This is a genomic window from Lactobacillus gigeriorum DSM 23908 = CRBIP 24.85, from assembly GCF_000296855.1.
Taxonomy (GTDB): domain Bacteria; phylum Bacillota; class Bacilli; order Lactobacillales; family Lactobacillaceae; genus Lactobacillus; species Lactobacillus gigeriorum.
This window is the reverse complement of sequence record NZ_CAKC01000092.1, coordinates 1-16479: the sequence shown is the minus strand read 5'-3', so window position 1 is coordinate 16479 and position 16479 is coordinate 1. Positions and strand designations below refer to the sequence as shown.

Here is a 16479-nt window from a genome sequence, read left to right as displayed (position 1 = left end):
CCCAGCCGTTAGCATTTCCTTTCTTGTAGCAGCTTTTATCTGTATCTTGGCAGGGATGTGTTATGCCGAATTTGCATCAACTTTTCCAATTGCTGGTTCAGCATATTCCTATGGCTCGATTATCTATGGAGAAGGCATCGGCTGGCTGATGGGCTGGGCTTTAGTCCTTGAATACATGTTAGCAGTAGCTACAGTCGCTGCTGGCTGGTCGTCATATTTTGCTTCATTTATTAAACACTTTGGCATATCATTGCCATTAGCACTATCTGGTCCTTTTAACCCAACTAAAGGAACATATTTTGACTTAGTTGCAGTTGTAGTCATCTTACTTTTAGCATTTTTGCTTTCTCAAGGTCTAAAAAGCTCCGTTGCAATCAATAATTTAGCTGTACTAATTAAAGTAGCAATTATTGTAATCTTTATCGTAGTTGGACTTCACTTTATCAAACCAGAAAATTATGTTCCTTTTATGCCTTATCATTTTTCTGGTGTTATTAAGGGATCTACCACTGTATTCTTTGCCTTTCTAGGTTTTGATGTCGTATCTGCTTCAGCTGCCGAAGTTAAGAATCCACAAAAAAACATGCAGATTGGAATTATTGGTACCTTGCTAGTAGCTGTAGTTCTATATAGTGGTGTTTCCTTAGTTCTTACAGGAATGGTAAATTACACGAAGCTTAATTTAGCAAATCCTGTTGCCTTTGCCCTTGAATACGTTCACCAAGATTGGCTTGCCGAATTACTATCTATTGGTGCGATGATTGGAATGGCTACGATGATGCTAACCATGATTTACTCTAGTTCTAGACTTATTTACGCGATGGCTAGGGATGGCTTATTGCCAAAAGTTTTTGGTAAGTTGGACCAAAAATATCATTCACCTCAAAATGCTCTTTTAGTTGTAACCTTCATTATTTCTTGTGGCGCAGCTTTCTTTTCCGTTGATCAACTTACTAATTTGGTAAGTTTTGGTACCTTATTTGCCTTTTGCCTAGTTTCATTTGGTATTTTAAAGTTGCGGACATATTCTCTAAATACATTAGATGGTTTTAAAGTTCCTGGTTATCCTATCGTGCCTATCGTTTCCGGTCTATTTTGTCTATTTATGATCACACAGCTAAATCATGACGTTTATTTGATGGCAGGAATTTGGCTGATTATTGGGATTATGCTCTATCTCTTTTATGGATATCGTCATAGCGAATTATCAAATTAGCTTTACATATTTTTTATTATATAAAAAGAACTTCAAATTGAAGTTCTTTTCTTTTTTATAGATATTTATTGATAACTTGAGCAACGCCATTATGATCACAGTCTGCAGTAATTTCATTAGCTCCAGCTTTAGTCACATCAACAGCATTACCCATTGCTACACCAATTCCCGCAGCTTTAATCATTGGTAAATCATTAGCTTCATCACCTATCGCCATTACCCTAGCCGGATCAAGGTCTAGGTGATCGCACAGCTTAAGTAACCCTGTTCCCTTATCAACACCAGCTGCCGTAGCTTCATAGTAAAACGGTTCAGTTTTCACCAATGAAACTTTGTCTTTAACTTGAGCAAATAATGCACTTTTTATTTGCTGATCAAGATAATCTGGTTCATCAACGAACATGGCTTTGATTAACCCCACATTCCTTAATTCGGCTTGTGTTCGATAAGATATTCCCAGTTTAACTATTCTGGAATTATACAAAGTATAAGGAGCAATATCTCTTTCAGCCGTGTAGATTCGATCCATTGCCACGGCATGAAAGTGCAACTTTAATTTTCGGGCAATTGCTTCTAAATCGACATAGGCATCATAAGATAATTTCTGTTCAAAAATTGCTTGACCATTGGTCGTTTGAACAACTGCCCCATTAAAACTGATAACATATTCATTTGGATAATCGTCCAAATCTAGCTCCTGAAGATATCTTTTTGCTCCAGATAAAGGTCTTCCTGTTGCAATGACGATCTTAATACCCTGTTCTCTAGCGTTAGCAATCGCAACTTTAACCTCTTTTGTCAATTCTTTGTTCGAATTAACTAAAGTTCCATCAATATCAATTGCAATTAAATCAATTTTTCTTTTTGTCATCCTTCAAACTTTCTAATAATTCATCAATTATTTTATTTGCTACTTCTTGCTTGGTCATTCTAGGCCAAAATTCTGGTTTTTTATTCTTGCTCAAAATGACCACTTGATCTTGATCTGCACCAAAGACGTCTTGAGAAACATCATTGGCCACAATGTAATCTGCACCCTTTTTGGCTAATTTGGCTTGGGCGTTTTCCAGTAAATCATTGGTTTCAGCAGCAAAACCAATCAGCAACTGATCAGCTCTTTTAATTTGTCCAATGGTTTGTAAAATATCAATATTTCTTACTAACTCTAATTGTAGTTTCTGTTGGTCAGGTTGCTTCTTCATTTTTTTATTTGCTACCTTTTCGGCACGCCAATCTGCTACGGCTGCAGCCATAATGAGAGCATCAGAAGATGCAAATTGTTTTTTTATTGCTTCATACATTACCTGTGCAGATTCAGCCTTAATTAGGTTAATCCCTTCAGGCAATGCAACACTAACATTTCCATATACGAGTGTTACTTCAGCTCCAGCATCCCGTGCTGCCTCGGCAATCGCAATTCCCATTTTTCCACTTGAACGATTACCAATAAAACGAACTGGATCTATACTTTCAATAGTACCTCCTGCTGAAATTATAATTTTCTTTCCTTTTAGAGGTCTATCTTGATGAATTTGATTCTCAACCCAAGCAACTATTTGATCAGGTTCCGGCATTCTACCTTTAGCTGCATAACCTTCTGCAAGCAATCCAATTGTTGGCTCCATGATTTTAAAACCATCTTTTTTTAGAATTGTAAGATTTCTTTGCGTTGCAGGATTAAGCCACATTTGATCATTCATTGCCGGCACTATCAATTTAGGAGCATTTGTTGCTAAAAGTGTTGTTGAAGCAGCATCGTCTGCTAATCCATTGGCTATCTTAGCCATAAAATTTGCGGTTGCTGGAACGATTACCGCTAGTTCAGTCCATCTTGCTAATGCTACATGTGGTACAGAACTTTCAACGTCTTTTGTCCATAAATCGTCAAGAACTGGTTCCTTGGTTAAAGCAGCCAATAAATTCGTAGTAACAAATTTTTGCGCATTTTTGGTCATAACCACTTTTACTTCATGATGTTGCTTCTGCAATTGACGGATTACTTCTACTGCTTTGTAAGCAGCTATACCGCCCGTTAAATATACTGTTATTCTCATTTTCTTTCCTTAAAAATATATACTTTTAAAAATTAATGTATTTACTTTATTGAACATATGTAATATACTATCAGCAGATGTTGAAAGAGTTTTCATAGTTGGAGGCACTTATAAATGTCTAGTAAACAAACATCTGGTTTTAGTAATTTCATTAATCAAAAAATACTACCACCGATAATGAAATTTGTTAACACTAAGGAAATTGTCGCTTTACAAAACGGAATGATTTATTCATTACCGTTCATCATTATCGGGTCAATTTTTTTGATCTTAAGTAACATCCCCATCCCTTCTGTTGCTAATGCAATCACCGCCTCAGGTTGGGGAGCTTTCTTCACTCAAGCATACAATACCACATTTTCACTTATGGGTTTATGGGCTGCAATTGGTATTGCCTATATTTACGTTAAAAATGAAGGTTTTGAACCTCTTGCACCTGGTCTTACTTCAGCGGCAATCTTCTTAATGTTACAAAATTTATGTGTTGATAGTCCACTTTTAGGTGCACTTCAAAATGGGATTTCAACTGGTAATGCCAATATGTCAGCTAAAGCTGTCACTACTAATATTGATAAACTTCCTAAAGTCTTGCAAGATTTCATGACCTCGCCAGTTACTAGTGTCATCAACACAAAGTGGCTCGGGGGAGACGGAATGATTGCTGCGATCCTTGTTGGTTTATTAGTTGGTTTTATCTACAGTAAGATAATGAAGGCAGGATGGACTATTAAGTTACCTGAACAGGTTCCAGCAGCTGTTTCTAATCAGTTTACTGCAATGATTCCTTCTGGTATTTTGTTAATTGGTAGCATGTTCATCTTTGCTGGTTTTAATACCTTTACTCATTCAGATTTCTTAACCTGGATTTACAATACCTTACAAATTCCACTACAAGGTATCTCAGATTCCTTTGGTGGAGCGCTAGCAATTGGTTTCTTAGTTCCATTCTTCTGGTTCTTTGGCGTTCATGGTGGCTTGATTATGGGATCGCTTGTTGCCCCTATGCTTCAGGCCAATACTGCCGACAATGCTAACTTATTCCATGCTGGGAAATTAACCATTGCTCAAGGTGCTCACGTCGTTACTAATGAATTTTATAACAACTTCATCAATCTTACTGGTTCAGGTATTACTATTGGTTTGATTATTTTTATTTTAGTAGCAGCCAAATCAAAGCAATTAAAAGAAATCGGTAAACTTGAACTTGTTCCAGGATTATTCAATATTAATGAGCCTTTCCTATTCGGATTACCAATTGTTATGAACCCATTCTTAGCAATTCCGTTCTTCTTAACTCCTGTTGTAGTTGCAGCTTCAACTTACATGGTTATTCGCTTTGGAATCGTTCCCCCATTGAATGGTGTAGCCGCTCCTTGGACAACTCCAGCTATTATCTCAGGCTTCCTAATTGACGGTTGGAAGATGGCAATTTGGCAAGCATGTACTTTATTAATCTCAACTTTGATTTACTGGCCTTTTGCTAAAAAATATGACAAAATTTTAATGGAACGTGAACAGGCTAATCAATCAGGTAAATAATTAACATATATTCAGTTTAAATAATGAAAAAAATGCTACTTTCATGGTATGATTATCGTGATGATGTAGCATCTTTTTCTCTAATTGGGCTATGCTACGAAAACAAGATTATAAATAGAAATAAGATGAGATAGATTATGGCAAAAGCTAAATACTTACAAGTAGCAGAAGAAATTAAAGAACGAATCAAAGCAGGTATTTATAAAGCAAGTACGCTTCTACCGGATCAGGAAACTCTTGCTAAAGAACTTGACGTTAGTAGATTAACCGTTAAAAAAGCACTTGATGGTTTGGAGCGACAAGGTTTAGTTTATAAACAATCAGGTCTGGGAACATTTGTTGCCAGCCAAATACCTATTAAGGGTAAAAATGATGCACCTGCCAACCTCTTTATGGGATTGAAGAAAGAAATTGGTCCTGATCGAATTAAAAGTAAAATTCTTCATTTTTCAGTGGAATTTCCAGATGAGCAAATTCAAGCAAACTTAGAACTTAAAAAGAATGAACCAATTTACAATATAATTAGACTAAGACTTCTAGATAACGAACCATTTGTCATTGAGCACACTTTTATGCCTGTAAAATTAGTACCTAATCTAGATGAAACCATTTTGAAGGATTCAGTTTATAGTTATATTCATAAAAAGTTACACCTTAAGTTTGGTCGTGCCTATCGGCGTATTTTAGCGTGCAAGTCAGATAAATATGATCAAAAATATCTTCATGCTAAAGAAGATGATCCGATGCTTGAATTGGAACAGATTGTTTGGCTAACAAATGGTCAACCGATTGAATATTCATTAAGTAGGAATAGATACGATCGTCGAACCTATACTATTGTTGAGAATAATCGGTTCTAAATAAACGAAAAATCGATAAACCACAGTTTTATATTGGTTTATCGATTTTTTATTGCTTGATAATACTTTAAGATAATATTTCATCCGAACTTTGACTAAAGAATTTTGAATTCTTATAATTATATACCAATCTAGAAACATCGAATATTTGGCCATCTGATAAAGAGAATACCTCTTTAATTTCCAAGGCTGGATCATTTTCTTCTAGTTGCAAGAATTCTGCTTGCTCATCAGTTAACTTAACTACATGCATGTACTTCTCAGAAAATCTGATATCTTTGCCTAAAGCCTGCCTTATATACGAAAAAATTGATCCTTCAACTATTTCTCTACTAAGATAAGGCACTGACTGCTGGCTATAATATGAATGCTCAATAACAAATGGTCCATCTTCTTTAATCCGGATTCTTTTAACACTATAGCATGGGCTGGCTGGTAATCCCTTTTCAACAGCCCATTTTGGTGGTAATCGTAACTCCTCTAACTTTAAAACTCGAGTTTTTACATTTTGATTATTACTATAAAAACCTAGATTTTCTGTCAAAGCAACATACTCTTTCAAATCACCTGGATTTCGTCTGACAAAAACACCAGATCCCTGTACCTTATAAATTATTCCTTGCTGATCCAATAAGGTAAGAGCTTGTAGAACTGTAGATTTTCCATATCCAAAAGTTTGCTGAAATTCATTAACTTTTGGAAGTTTATAGCCCCGTTTTAAATTCTTTTCTATTATAAATTCAATTATTTCATTGGCTAAAATTTTATACTTCTTCATATTATCTCTTCTTAATAAAAAAACTGGGATAACTAACTATAGCACATCCCAGTTTTTTTCTACAATATTATAAGCTAACAATTAATCAGCAGCTTGTTCCTTTTTGAGCAATTGATTATCGTATCTCTTAATAAATGGATACCAAATAAGGAACGCAATAATTGCATCAACAACTGCTAATACAAATCCTTGCCAACTGGCAGTAGCAATCATACCACCAAGACCTACAGGAGTTGGCCAAGGTTGTTGAACAATAATCTTTGGTACTAGACGCGTTGCAATAGCTGCATAAGCAACCATACCTGAGGCAACTGGTGCCAAAATAAATGGTACAATCAATTGAATGTTATAAACAATTGGTAAACCAAATAATACAGGTTCATTAATGTTAAATAATGCAGGAACAGCTTCAAGCTTACCTAATTCTCTCAATTGTTTAGATCTTGCACGGAAAGCCATCCACATAGCCATACCTAGAGTAGCACCAGAACCACCCATAACAACGAAAGCATTCATGAATTCACCAGCAAAGATAGTGTGAGCACCACCAGCATTTGCAGCCATGTTAGATAAAACAATTGCTTGATAGAAACTTGAAATAATCGTAGCACCATGGATACCAAACCACCATAAGAAGTGAATAAGGAAGATGATGATCAATACTCCCCACCAACTATCAGCAATAGCTGAAATGAATGAGAATGGAATAAATAAAATTTGGAAAATATCAGTTCCTGCTAAAATCAAGATAACATCGATTAAAGCAACAATAATAGCAACCATGAAACCTGGAATCATTGCTGAGAATGAGTTTGCAACACCTGCAGGAACAGATGCTGGCATCTTAATGCTCCAATTATGCTTAATGCAGTAACGGTAAATTTGAACAGTCATCCAAGCTACAATTAAACCTGTGAAGATACCAGTTGCACCAATTCTAGTTAAACCAGAACCACCAACTCCATATCCATTTGCAACAATTGCACCAGCTTTGTTGGAGTTAACCCAAGCTGCAATGCCACCCTTCCAGACTAATTGAGGAACAGTGATGAACAATGCCATTAAAGTTAAGAAAACACCGTTCAATGGATCCAAATTTAATTTTTCTTCGTTACGGTAAATTTCTGTATAGTTATATGCAAATGAACCAGCGAAGAAAATGGCAATAATACCCATAGTTGAGTTGTAAATTACAGTATAGATATTATTAAATCGACCAATTGTAGCTCCATAGAAATCTACAAATCCTTTAGCAGTAATAACTTGTGGTAAAACTGTTAAAATCAGGAACATTGATCCAATAATTGAGAATGCAATAATTGAATATCCAGCTCCCATAATAGCACGAACGAATCTTGAACCGGAAAATTTACCGAGTTTTTGCATCATAGTATCTTTAAAAGATGCTTTTGCTTGTTCAGTCATAAAAATCCTCCCCAATATAAATATAACCGAAACAAATTACTGTTGATTGTTCTCGAAAGTTTTAATCGCCTTCAAATACTTATCTCTACCATTTTGAATGTTTCTGATTCTAACAAAAATCATGAGACAGCCTACTATACCTAATAGTAAGATACTAATGATTATCATAGCAACATCATTACTTTCGGAAAACGGAAAGACAACCTTTCTCAAAGGTGTTAAGCAAAGTGGTATCAATACTACGTTATATACAAACTGAGATAAATAATATATCTTTGTGTATTTCAAGTCGCTATCTTTTTTATGCCACTTGCTTGCCTGCTCGATTGAAGCCAAAATGATTAAAACAAAAATTACTCCAGCAAAGAATGAGCCAATTAAACTCTGATAGGATATTGCAAAAATAAGCCAGAATAGATTCGTAAACAAATATATTGCAGTAAAATATCTAATCATAAGATATCTACTAAAATACATTGATCTAACACTCAAATCGTGCTTTTTTTCTTGAATAGTATTGTTTCTATTATTCAAACTTTCTTCCTATCCTTTCAGAATTCTTCCTGAACAATTTCAACAAATCAAGTATACATTTTTATGCAATCGTTTTCAATAGAAAAATAAAAAGACCAGGAACTTTTTGTTCCCGGCCTAATTGATTACTTTTAGTCCTTCTTCAAAGCTCCAGAAGTATATAGCTTTTCATAAAGGTCTACCATTTCACCTGCTAAATCTCTAAAAGTAATAGCATTCATCAAGTGGTCTTGTGAGTGAACTACTAATAGTGAAACAGGCATATGGTCACCTTGAGCCTCCTTAGTAAGCATTCCAGTTTGTGAATTATGAGCTTCAAGCAAAGATTTATCTGCTTCAGCTAATTTTTCACGTGCACCTTCAATGTCGCCTACCTTAGCTTTTCTAATTGCTTCAAAGGCTAGGCTCTTAGCATTACCACCATTGGCAATCAAACCCATAGCAGCCATCAAAGCTTCTTGTTCTTTTTGCTCTGCAGTTTCAGTAACTTTTTCTGCCATTAGAATACTCTTTCTAATTATTCACCCATCAATTCGATAGCTTGGTTCAAAACCTTTTCACCATTCATCATGCCGTATGCTTGCATGTCAATAACGCCTAAAGGAAGGTCCTTGCCATCTTTACCTTTACCAGCAACTTTACCTTCGAAGTCACCCTTCATGTAACTTACTTGAGGCCCAAGCAATACTACATCGATACCACCCTTTTCAAGGTGTTGATCAGCTTCTGAAGCTGGGCAAGCAAAGATTTCGTAATCTAAGCCTTTGTCCTTAGCAGCTTGTTGCATCTTAGTAACAAGCAATGAAGTACTCATACCAGCAGCACAGTTTAACATAATAGTTTTTTCAGCCATAATTTTTTCTCCCCTAATTATAACTATGCCCTTTTTAAAGGGCTTTCATTTGATTACAGGTCATATTATAAAACGCTTTCAGGTGAATGTAAACATTTTTTAAACATATAATTTAAAAAATATAGATGTTTTGCTCTTTTTTGCGTTATAATAATAAAAGTAAGCGCTTTATCTACTTAAAACTTTTATGGAGGGGATATCGTTGAGTAAGTATAAAGATATCGCTGATGATATTGAAAGCAAGATTGCAGCCCAAATCTACACTGATCGTTTACCTGATCAAACTGAGCTAGCTCGAATCTATTGCACAAGTCGCGTGACAATTGTGCGTGCCTTAAAAGTATTGATTGACAAGAATCTAGTGAAAACTATTAAAGGACACGGAACCTATATCAATTCCCAAACATCCCCTGACGTTTTTTTGGACTTCGATATCAATGAGAAACGTGGCCTAACCAGTATCATTGAAGATGAATTAGATATCACCAATGACATTTTTACATTTAAAGTTCGCATGCCAAGTAGCAGTGAAGCTCATAGTCTTGACATTGATGCCTTTGAGCAAGTATACGATATTGCACGCGTAAGATGTATTAATCGGCAAGCTGTCAAAATTGAATACAGTGTTTTCCCGTTTAAGCTGCTACCTAATTTGACCGAAGAAACTTTAAAGCATTCGGTTTATCAGTACGCAGAAAACCAACAGCATTTAAAAATTGGTGATATTCATCAAATTATTACGGCAGAAAAAGCCAATAGTTACGATATCAAATATCTCCACTGCCAAAAAAACGATCCAATTTTAACTATTCATCGTCAAGTACTATTGAACGATGGCCGACCTTTTGAAATATCAGAATCAAGAATTAGATATGATCGTGGATCGCTTAGCATCAGCAATAATCAGGTCGATAATAAATTTCTGCTTGATTAATAATAACAGTAAATAGTAGAATAGCCTTGCGTAAACGATTTCATAATTTTTAGAAAGAGGTATTAAACTTATGTTTTCAGCAAAAATGCCTAAAGGCTTTTTATGGGGTGGTGCCGTTGCAGCTCACCAATTAGAAGGTGCTTGGAATGAAGATGGTAAAGGAATGTCTGTTGCCGACGTTATGACCGTTGGTTCAGCAACTACTCCTCGTGAAATTACTGATGGAGTTTTGGAAGGTAAAAACTATCCTAACCACTCTGCTATTGATTTCTACCACCATTACGAAGAAGACATCAAATTAATGGCTGAAATGGGCTTTAAAGCTTTCAGAACTTCAATTGCTTGGACTAGAATTTTCCCTAAAGGTGATGAAGCTGAACCAAATGAAGCTGGCTTAGCATTCTATGACAAGTTATTCGATACTTGCCACAAATATGGAATTGAACCTGTTGTTACTTTGTCCCACTTTGAAATACCATTCCACTTGATAAAGGAATACGGTGGTTTCACTAACCGTAAATTAATTGACTTCTTCGTTCGCTTCGCTGATGTTTGCTTCAAACGCTATCAAAACAAAGTCAAATACTGGATGACTTTTAATGAAATCGACAACCAATCAAGCTTTAATAACGATTTCTTGATGGCTACCAACTCAGGTATTTTGTTCACTCCTGGCATGACTGATGAAGAAAAAGAAGCTGCTATGTATCAAGCAGCTCATTATGAATTGGTTGCTTCCGCTTTAGCAGTTAAACTTGGTCATAAGATTAACCCTGATATGCAAATCGGTTGCATGATCAATTACTCACCTGTAAGACCATTGACTCCTTCATCAAAGGACGTAATTCTTGCAGATAAGTTTGAACAAAGACGCGATTGGTTCTCAGATGTCCATGTCTTTGGTGAATATCCAAAAGAAGTTGAAGCCTACATTGAAAGAAATGGCTATCGTCCAGACATCACTGATGAAGATCGTATTGTATTGCGTGAAGGAACTGTTGATTATGTTGGTTTCTCATACTACCAAACTACTACAGTTTCATCAGAAAATGTTGATCCAGATGATTTACGTGACTTATCGAAAGCAGTTGCTCAAAACCCAACTTTAACTAGAAGCGACTGGGGTTGGGAAATCGATCCTGCCGGTTTGAGAATTGCATTGAATCACCTAACTGATCGTTATCATAAACCTTTATTCATCGTTGAAAATGGTTTAGGAGCATACGATAAAGTCGAAGCTGATGGATCAATTCACGATGACTACCGAATTGATTACTTACGTAGCCATATCTCAGAAATGGAAAAAGCAGTCGAGCTTGATGGTGTAGACTTAATGGGTTACCTACCATGGGGATGCATTGACCTTGTATCTGCAGGTACTGGTCAAATGGATAAGCGTTATGGCTTTATCTACGTTGACAAGAATGATGCTGGTGAAGGAACTCTTGCCCGCTCACCAAAGGATTCATTCTACTGGTACAAGAAAGTTATTGCTTCAAACGGTGAAGACCTAAAGTAATTGACATATAGAAAAAAATCAAAGATCAAAATTCTTAGTTAAAACGGATTTTGATCTTTTTATTTTCATTCATATACTTAACCTTAAAACGTCAACTTTATTTTTTTGTCTTATCTTAATTGGTTTTTGTTCTGGCACTTGTTAAAATTAATTTGATTTAGTTGTTTGAAGTATGAAAGGACTTTTTCAAATGCGCGAATTTTATATTAATCATGACGGCAATATCGATGATTTTGTTTCCTACTTGTTACTATTACAAGCCTCTGATATTAAGTTGCTAGGTGTTGGCGTCATCGATGGTGATGGCTATGTTGATCCAGCTGTTGAAGCTTGCCAAAAATTAACCGACCGTTTCAATCTACGAAATGATTCACTTGAAGTAGCTCGCTCAAATTCACGTCCTATCAATTCTTTTCCTAATGATTGGCGAATGGCCGCATATTCTTTCAATTATTTGCCACTGCTAAACGAGCATGGCAAACCTAAGACCAAAAAGAGCAACTTGCCAGCACATTTGGATATGATTGACAAACTTGAAAAGGCAGATCAGCCTGTCACTTTAGTCATGACTGGTCCTCTTACTGACCTAGCTCGTGCTCTTGAAGAAAAGCCAGAAATTGTCAATAAAATCAAAGAGTTATATTGGATGGGTGGATCATTAGATGGACATGGAAATGTCTTCACTGTAAATGCTGATAGTACTCAAGAATGGAATGCTTTTTGGGACCCAGATGCTGTAAAAACAGTCTTTGATTCCTCAATCAAGATCAACATGATTGGTTTAGAAAGTTCCGAAGAATTACCAATTGACGACAGCTTTAGAATGCATCTTAGTCAGCTTCGGAGATACCCGGCTTTTGATTTGGCTGCTCAAGGCTACGCAATGATTGTTTCAATTCCAACAGCCGAATTATTCCTCTGGGATGTTTTAACTACTATGTGTGCCCTATATCCAGAGATTGCTACAACCGAAGAAGTAACTGCAAGTGTTATTACTGAAGGAATGGCTGCTGGTAAAACTATTAGAGATCCAAATGGATGTCCAATTACTTTAGTAACAAAGGCTAATCATCAATTGTTCTTAGAAAAATTCGACGAATTACTAAAAAGACAATAATTGTTAAATTAGGAGTTATTTACTTTATGGAAAAACTTGATTTATACGATATTAATCATAAAAAAACGGATCAAACAATGATCCGTGATCAATCGCAGCCCAAAAACTTGTATCGTTTAGCTGTTGGTGTTGCTATTTTTAATTCCAAAGGCCAAATGCTAATTCAAAAAAGAACCGATGATAAGAAACTATTCCCTAGTCTCTGGGATGTATCTGCCGCTGGAGCTGTTAAAAGCGGTGAAAGTAGTCAAATGGGAATCCAACGTGAACTCAAAGAAGAACTTGGCGTGTCCGTAGATTTTTCTGAAATACGTCCTAAAGTGACTACTACTTTTCCTACCGGTTTTAATGATTTTTATACTCTCAACTTAGATCTCAATATTTCTGATCTAACTTTACAAAAAAGTGAAGTAGTTGAAGTAAAATGGGCCAGTCAAGCGGAAATCAAACAAATGATTTTTTCAGGAGAATTCATCCCTTACTTTGCAGAATTTATTGATTTAATTTTTGTTTTGAAAGATCGCAAAGATCTTTACTACTCTGAGCATTAAATTGCGTCAATGTGACGCTTATACATAATTATCGCAATCCAAGCTGAAATAAATGACGGTAAGAATGTAAACACAAGTAAATTGGGGTCAAGAAAATTCCCTACTTTGATAAATTTAGTAATAGAGCCAATGTGCTTTAAATTACTAAAAATCGCTTGATAAACAGTTACATAGATCAAGCTCCACTGGATATAATACTCAACTAAGGTCAGCGTAGTATTGGAGAACTCAAAAAATAACCCTGCAAACCGCATACCTGAATACAGCATTATTCCGGAAAAGACGATAAAAATCGCTAACAGGAAGAAAATAGATCCCAAACTTACTACCTCATCATCTCGCATAATTAGAATCGTAAGCAAAAATAAAATAATGAAGTTGATCGTACTAAAGAAAATCTCAAAGATCAATAGAACTCCTGCTTTAATCCATTGAAATTTGTTTTTAGTTTTAAAAAGTACAATTAGAGCAGCAATAATTGCAATTGCTAAGAAAATGTATGTTACTTTCATATCTACTCTTTCCTCTCTTTTTAAAGTGCTAAACTATTGACTATGTTTTTTGATAACTTGTACAATATAAATTGTAATACTCGTTAACATCATAGCAAAAAATGAAGGGATGGTCATCATGGGACTTACTTTTGATAATCCAAATAATTTAGATAAGATGCTTGAAAAATTTGCAGTTGTTCCAGATCCTAAGAAATCGCCTATGAATAAGCGTAAAAAAGGAACTGAAACCAGCAAAGATAAAAAAGCTGAAAAATAAAAAGGTAGCCGAATGGCTACCTTTTTTAGTCCCTACTTTGAATTGCACGTTTAATTGTTTTAAATAAACTTAAATCATCGGTTTGCAAAACCAACCTTGGATAATACTTCCGAATTTCAATAAATGAAATGATTGTAAAGGCCAATAGAATTATAAGCGATATCATAATTCTCCACGTTGCAATCTCACCATTGATTATTCTTAAAGGCATAGTAAACGAAGAAATAAATGGTAAGTATGAACTTACTACCACAATTGGATTATTCGGTTGATCGCCTAACATCAAACCAATCATAAATCCTGCAATCACAATTGTTGTCAAAGGCCCAATAGCTTTATTCGCATCTTCAACTTTAGTTACAATAGCACCACAAATTGCTGCGTAAACAACAAAGAGAATTACATCGACTATGATAAATGCCAAACTCCAAGACCAGACATTGCCAATAAATTCGTCGATTATTGGTTTACTGCTCTGAAGTAAATCATTTAACTCGGGCAACTGTTTATTTGCTACAAAAGACCCAAAACCTAGTACCACGTATACCAAAATATGTGTTAATAACTCTCCTACTATTCCCAAAATTTTACCATCAAAGTAGTTTTTTCCAGGCATACTTGAGAAAATCATTTCCATGATCTTCGTACCCTTTTCCTTTGCAATTTCGGTAGCAATAATCTGACTGTATGTTAGCACTATCATGTAAAGAATAAACACTAGACCATAGAATGCCATTTTTTTACCTATTTTTTTGGTATCATCGACATTCTTTTGGTGAGTATCTATTTTTTCCTTAAAAACAGGAGACCGCGCTAAAAGCTGTAATTGTTTTGATGTTAGTTTTGCACGACTGACATTCTTAGCTTGTTGCAATGCTTGTAATTTTCCGATAATTTCTTGTTTTTCTGTAGTATCAAGACTTTCATCTGAATAATATTCTGCAGAGATATTACTTTTTTGGGCGTCAACGAGTAAATACCCTTTAATCTTATCAGTTTTAGTTGCTTTTTTAGCTCCTGCCTGATTTGAGTAATATTTATATTTTTTACCGAAAGCTTGTTGCATTCCTTGATCTTTGACCACAATCCCAATTTTTTTGGTTGTAGGGGTATCAAAATTCCTGGCACTAAAATAGCCTGCACCACCTGAAATCAACATCAAAATAATCGGTCCAAAAACTAGTAATAAGAAAGCCCAATTTTTAACAGCACGAATATACGTCTCTTTAGCAACTATCCAGGTTTTATTCATGGTTATCCCCCCCAGCTTCCATTTTAAATATCTCTTCTAAAGTCGGTGGTTCTTGATCAAATGTTCTTAAGTACTGTCCTCCTGATAAGAGCTTGAAGATCTCTTCACCAAAAGATTCGTCTTGTAGTAGCAAACGATAGCTACCAGAAGCCGTTAGCTCTACTTGCTCTACCCCTGGCAAACTTGCTAACTCTTCTAATTTTTTATCAGTTCTTACAAAAAGCCTGGTTAAACCGAAACTTTCCCTTACCTCGTTTACTTTTCCGTTGATTGCCAATTTTCCTTGATTAATCATTGCCACTGAATCGCATAATTGTTCAACATTGGCCATGTTATGATCTGAAAAAATAACTGTTGCACCAGATTTCTTTAAATCCAAGATAACCTTTTTCATTACATCAACGTTAACGGGATCAAGTCCACTAAATGGTTCATCTAAAATTACTAACTTAGGATTATGAATTAGCGTCGCAATTAACTGTACTTTTTGCTGATTCCCTTTAGATAAACTCTTGATTTTATCATTTGCTGAGCCTTTTACCTGCAATTTTTCTAGCCATAAAGGCAATTGTGCTTTAACTTCTGAATTTTTCAAGCCATGTAAATTAGCTAAGTACTTTATTTGATCAAAAACAGTCAACTTTTGTATTAGACTACGCTCTTCAGGAAGATAGCCTATTTGATCATAATCTTTGACTGAAATTGGATGATCATCAAGCTTTATTTGTCCCTGAAAGTTCACAAAGTTTAAGATGCTATGAAATAAAGTGGTTTTACCTGAGCCATTTTTACCAATTAAACCCAAGATAGTTCCGTCTTCAACTGTTAAATTGATATCAAATAGGACTTGCTTAGAACCATAGCTTTTATTAAGTTGTTCTATCTGAAGCATTCTGCCCTCCTCTGGACCACTCCGGCCCTAAAAGTCATTTATATTTAACATTTTATATTTTAAGTTTATCAAGCATATGAATTTTAGTCAAATATATTTTACTTTTTGTAAGTGTCAATATTTTTGCGGTAACCCATAAACCATTAGTCTAATCTTGCTTTCTTAAATATTTATATGATTTAAA

General features: G+C 35.3%; 17 protein-coding genes. 8 read left to right on the top strand and 9 right to left on the bottom strand.

The genetic code is table 11. The features are described 5' to 3' along the window. Positions 1-1216: amino acid permease (locus BN52_RS08360; RefSeq protein ID WP_040473520.1), on the top strand; the 1216-nt coding region annotated here is incomplete at its 5' end. 55 nt (positions 1217-1271) lie between these two features. Here the strand turns inward: BN52_RS08360 and BN52_RS08355 are convergent. Together BN52_RS08355 and coaBC are read right to left on the bottom strand one after the other, a co-directional pair. Beyond that, entirely contained in the window at positions 1272-2087 is an 816-nt protein-coding gene (locus tag BN52_RS08355; protein WP_008474078.1) for a Cof-type HAD-IIB family hydrolase, read from the bottom strand. Then, entirely contained in the window at positions 2068-3270 is a 1203-nt protein-coding gene (gene coaBC, locus BN52_RS08350) for a bifunctional phosphopantothenoylcysteine decarboxylase/phosphopantothenate--cysteine ligase CoaBC (protein WP_008474077.1), read from the bottom strand. Before coaBC ends, BN52_RS08355 begins: the two co-directional genes overlap by 20 nt. Before the next feature lie 114 nt (positions 3271-3384). Here coaBC and BN52_RS08345 point away from each other — a divergent pair, with 114 nt between their 5' ends. Beyond that, positions 3385-4809 (top strand): PTS sugar transporter subunit IIC, encoded by a 1425-nt coding sequence (locus BN52_RS08345; RefSeq protein ID WP_008474076.1) that lies wholly within the window; start codon positions 3385-3387, stop codon positions 4807-4809. A 137-nt stretch (positions 4810-4946) separates the two neighbouring features. Continuing rightward, entirely contained in the window at positions 4947-5669 is a 723-nt protein-coding gene (locus BN52_RS08340; RefSeq protein WP_008474075.1) for a GntR family transcriptional regulator, read from the top strand. 67 nt (positions 5670-5736) lie between these two features. Here the strand turns inward: BN52_RS08340 and BN52_RS08335 are convergent, their stop codons facing one another. From BN52_RS08335 to BN52_RS08315, 4 genes are all read right to left on the bottom strand, one after another. Then, positions 5737-6447 (bottom strand): GntR family transcriptional regulator, encoded by a 711-nt coding sequence (locus BN52_RS08335; protein ID WP_008474074.1) that lies wholly within the window; start codon positions 6445-6447, stop codon positions 5737-5739. Between the two features lie 81 nt (positions 6448-6528). Further along, the gene (gene celB / locus BN52_RS08330; protein WP_008474073.1) at positions 6529-7872 is read right to left on the bottom strand and encodes a PTS cellobiose transporter subunit IIC; all 1344 of its coding nucleotides are present in this window, start codon (positions 7870-7872) and stop codon (positions 6529-6531) included. Between the two features lie 665 nt (positions 7873-8537). Further along, positions 8538-8906 carry a PTS lactose/cellobiose transporter subunit IIA gene (locus BN52_RS08320; protein ID WP_008474071.1) on the bottom strand — a complete coding sequence of 123 codons (369 nt, stop codon included), beginning with the start codon at positions 8904-8906 and terminating at the stop codon, positions 8538-8540. A 17-nt stretch (positions 8907-8923) separates the two neighbouring features. Beyond that, positions 8924-9259: a PTS sugar transporter subunit IIB gene (locus tag BN52_RS08315; protein ID WP_008474070.1), complete on the bottom strand. Its 336-nt coding sequence runs from the start codon at positions 9257-9259 to the stop codon at positions 8924-8926. A 202-nt stretch (positions 9260-9461) separates the two neighbouring features. Here BN52_RS08315 and BN52_RS08310 point away from each other — a divergent pair, with 202 nt between their 5' ends. The 4 genes from BN52_RS08310 to BN52_RS08295 all read left to right on the top strand — a co-directional run bounded on the left by BN52_RS08310 (position 9462) and on the right by BN52_RS08295 (position 13380). After that, positions 9462-10193 (top strand): GntR family transcriptional regulator, encoded by a 732-nt coding sequence (locus tag BN52_RS08310; RefSeq protein ID WP_008474069.1) that lies wholly within the window; start codon positions 9462-9464, stop codon positions 10191-10193. 70 nt (positions 10194-10263) lie between these two features. Continuing rightward, complete coding sequence (locus BN52_RS08305) at positions 10264-11712, top strand: 6-phospho-beta-glucosidase (protein ID WP_008474066.1); 1449 nt, start codon at positions 10264-10266, stop codon at positions 11710-11712. Positions 11713-11902: 190 nt separating this feature from the next. Then, positions 11903-12829 carry a nucleoside hydrolase gene (locus BN52_RS08300; RefSeq protein WP_008474065.1) on the top strand — a complete coding sequence of 309 codons (927 nt, stop codon included), beginning with the start codon at positions 11903-11905 and terminating at the stop codon, positions 12827-12829. A gap of 26 nt (positions 12830-12855) precedes the next feature. After that, entirely contained in the window at positions 12856-13380 is a 525-nt protein-coding gene (locus tag BN52_RS08295) for an NUDIX hydrolase (RefSeq protein WP_008474064.1), read from the top strand. Here BN52_RS08295 and BN52_RS08290 read toward each other — a convergent pair. Next, positions 13377-13892, bottom strand: a complete 516-nt coding sequence (locus BN52_RS08290) for an SA1002 family membrane protein (protein WP_008474063.1) — start codon at positions 13890-13892, stop codon at positions 13377-13379. The genes BN52_RS08295 and BN52_RS08290 overlap by 4 nt on opposite strands. Positions 13893-14010: 118 nt before the next feature. Between BN52_RS08290 and BN52_RS10265 the strand changes: the two genes are divergently transcribed. After that, positions 14011-14151 (top strand): SPJ_0845 family protein, encoded by a 141-nt coding sequence (locus BN52_RS10265; protein ID WP_008474062.1) that lies wholly within the window; start codon positions 14011-14013, stop codon positions 14149-14151. A gap of 25 nt (positions 14152-14176) precedes the next feature. Here BN52_RS10265 and BN52_RS08285 read toward each other — a convergent pair whose 3' ends face one another. Then, positions 14177-15403 (bottom strand): ABC transporter permease, encoded by a 1227-nt coding sequence (locus BN52_RS08285; protein ID WP_008474061.1) that lies wholly within the window; start codon positions 15401-15403, stop codon positions 14177-14179. Next, the gene (locus tag BN52_RS08280; RefSeq protein WP_008474059.1) at positions 15396-16295 is read right to left on the bottom strand and encodes an ABC transporter ATP-binding protein; all 900 of its coding nucleotides are present in this window, start codon (positions 16293-16295) and stop codon (positions 15396-15398) included. The genes BN52_RS08285 and BN52_RS08280 overlap by 8 nt, the downstream gene beginning before the upstream one ends. Positions 16296-16479: the final 184 nt, after the last annotated feature.

What these genes read in the sequence shown, in the direction of transcription:
- BN52_RS08315 (WP_008474070.1), bottom strand. Translation starts at nt 9,259, where the DNA reads ATGGCTGAAAAAACTATTATGTTAAACTGTGCTGCTGGTATGAGTACT.
- celB (WP_008474073.1), bottom strand. Translation starts at nt 7,872, where the DNA reads ATGACTGAACAAGCAAAAGCATCTTTTAAAGATACTATGATGCAAAAA.
- coaBC (WP_008474077.1), bottom strand. Translation starts at nt 3,270, where the DNA reads ATGAGAATAACAGTATATTTAACGGGCGGTATAGCTGCTTACAAAGCA.
- BN52_RS08285 (WP_008474061.1), bottom strand. Translation starts at nt 15,403, where the DNA reads ATGAATAAAACCTGGATAGTTGCTAAAGAGACGTATATTCGTGCTGTT.
- BN52_RS08290 (WP_008474063.1), bottom strand. Translation starts at nt 13,892, where the DNA reads ATGAAAGTAACATACATTTTCTTAGCAATTGCAATTATTGCTGCTCTA.
- BN52_RS08320 (WP_008474071.1), bottom strand. Translation starts at nt 8,906, where the DNA reads ATGGCAGAAAAAGTTACTGAAACTGCAGAGCAAAAAGAACAAGAAGCT.
- BN52_RS10265 (WP_008474062.1), top strand. Translation starts at nt 14,011, where the DNA reads ATGGGACTTACTTTTGATAATCCAAATAATTTAGATAAGATGCTTGAA.
- BN52_RS08345 (WP_008474076.1), top strand. Translation starts at nt 3,385, where the DNA reads ATGTCTAGTAAACAAACATCTGGTTTTAGTAATTTCATTAATCAAAAA.
- BN52_RS08305 (WP_008474066.1), top strand. Translation starts at nt 10,264, where the DNA reads ATGTTTTCAGCAAAAATGCCTAAAGGCTTTTTATGGGGTGGTGCCGTT.
- BN52_RS08335 (WP_008474074.1), bottom strand. Translation starts at nt 6,447, where the DNA reads ATGAAGAAGTATAAAATTTTAGCCAATGAAATAATTGAATTTATAATA.
- BN52_RS08340 (WP_008474075.1), top strand. Translation starts at nt 4,947, where the DNA reads ATGGCAAAAGCTAAATACTTACAAGTAGCAGAAGAAATTAAAGAACGA.
- BN52_RS08355 (WP_008474078.1), bottom strand. Translation starts at nt 2,087, where the DNA reads ATGACAAAAAGAAAAATTGATTTAATTGCAATTGATATTGATGGAACT.
- BN52_RS08280 (WP_008474059.1), bottom strand. Translation starts at nt 16,295, where the DNA reads ATGCTTCAGATAGAACAACTTAATAAAAGCTATGGTTCTAAGCAAGTC.
- BN52_RS08300 (WP_008474065.1), top strand. Translation starts at nt 11,903, where the DNA reads ATGCGCGAATTTTATATTAATCATGACGGCAATATCGATGATTTTGTT.
- BN52_RS08295 (WP_008474064.1), top strand. Translation starts at nt 12,856, where the DNA reads ATGGAAAAACTTGATTTATACGATATTAATCATAAAAAAACGGATCAA.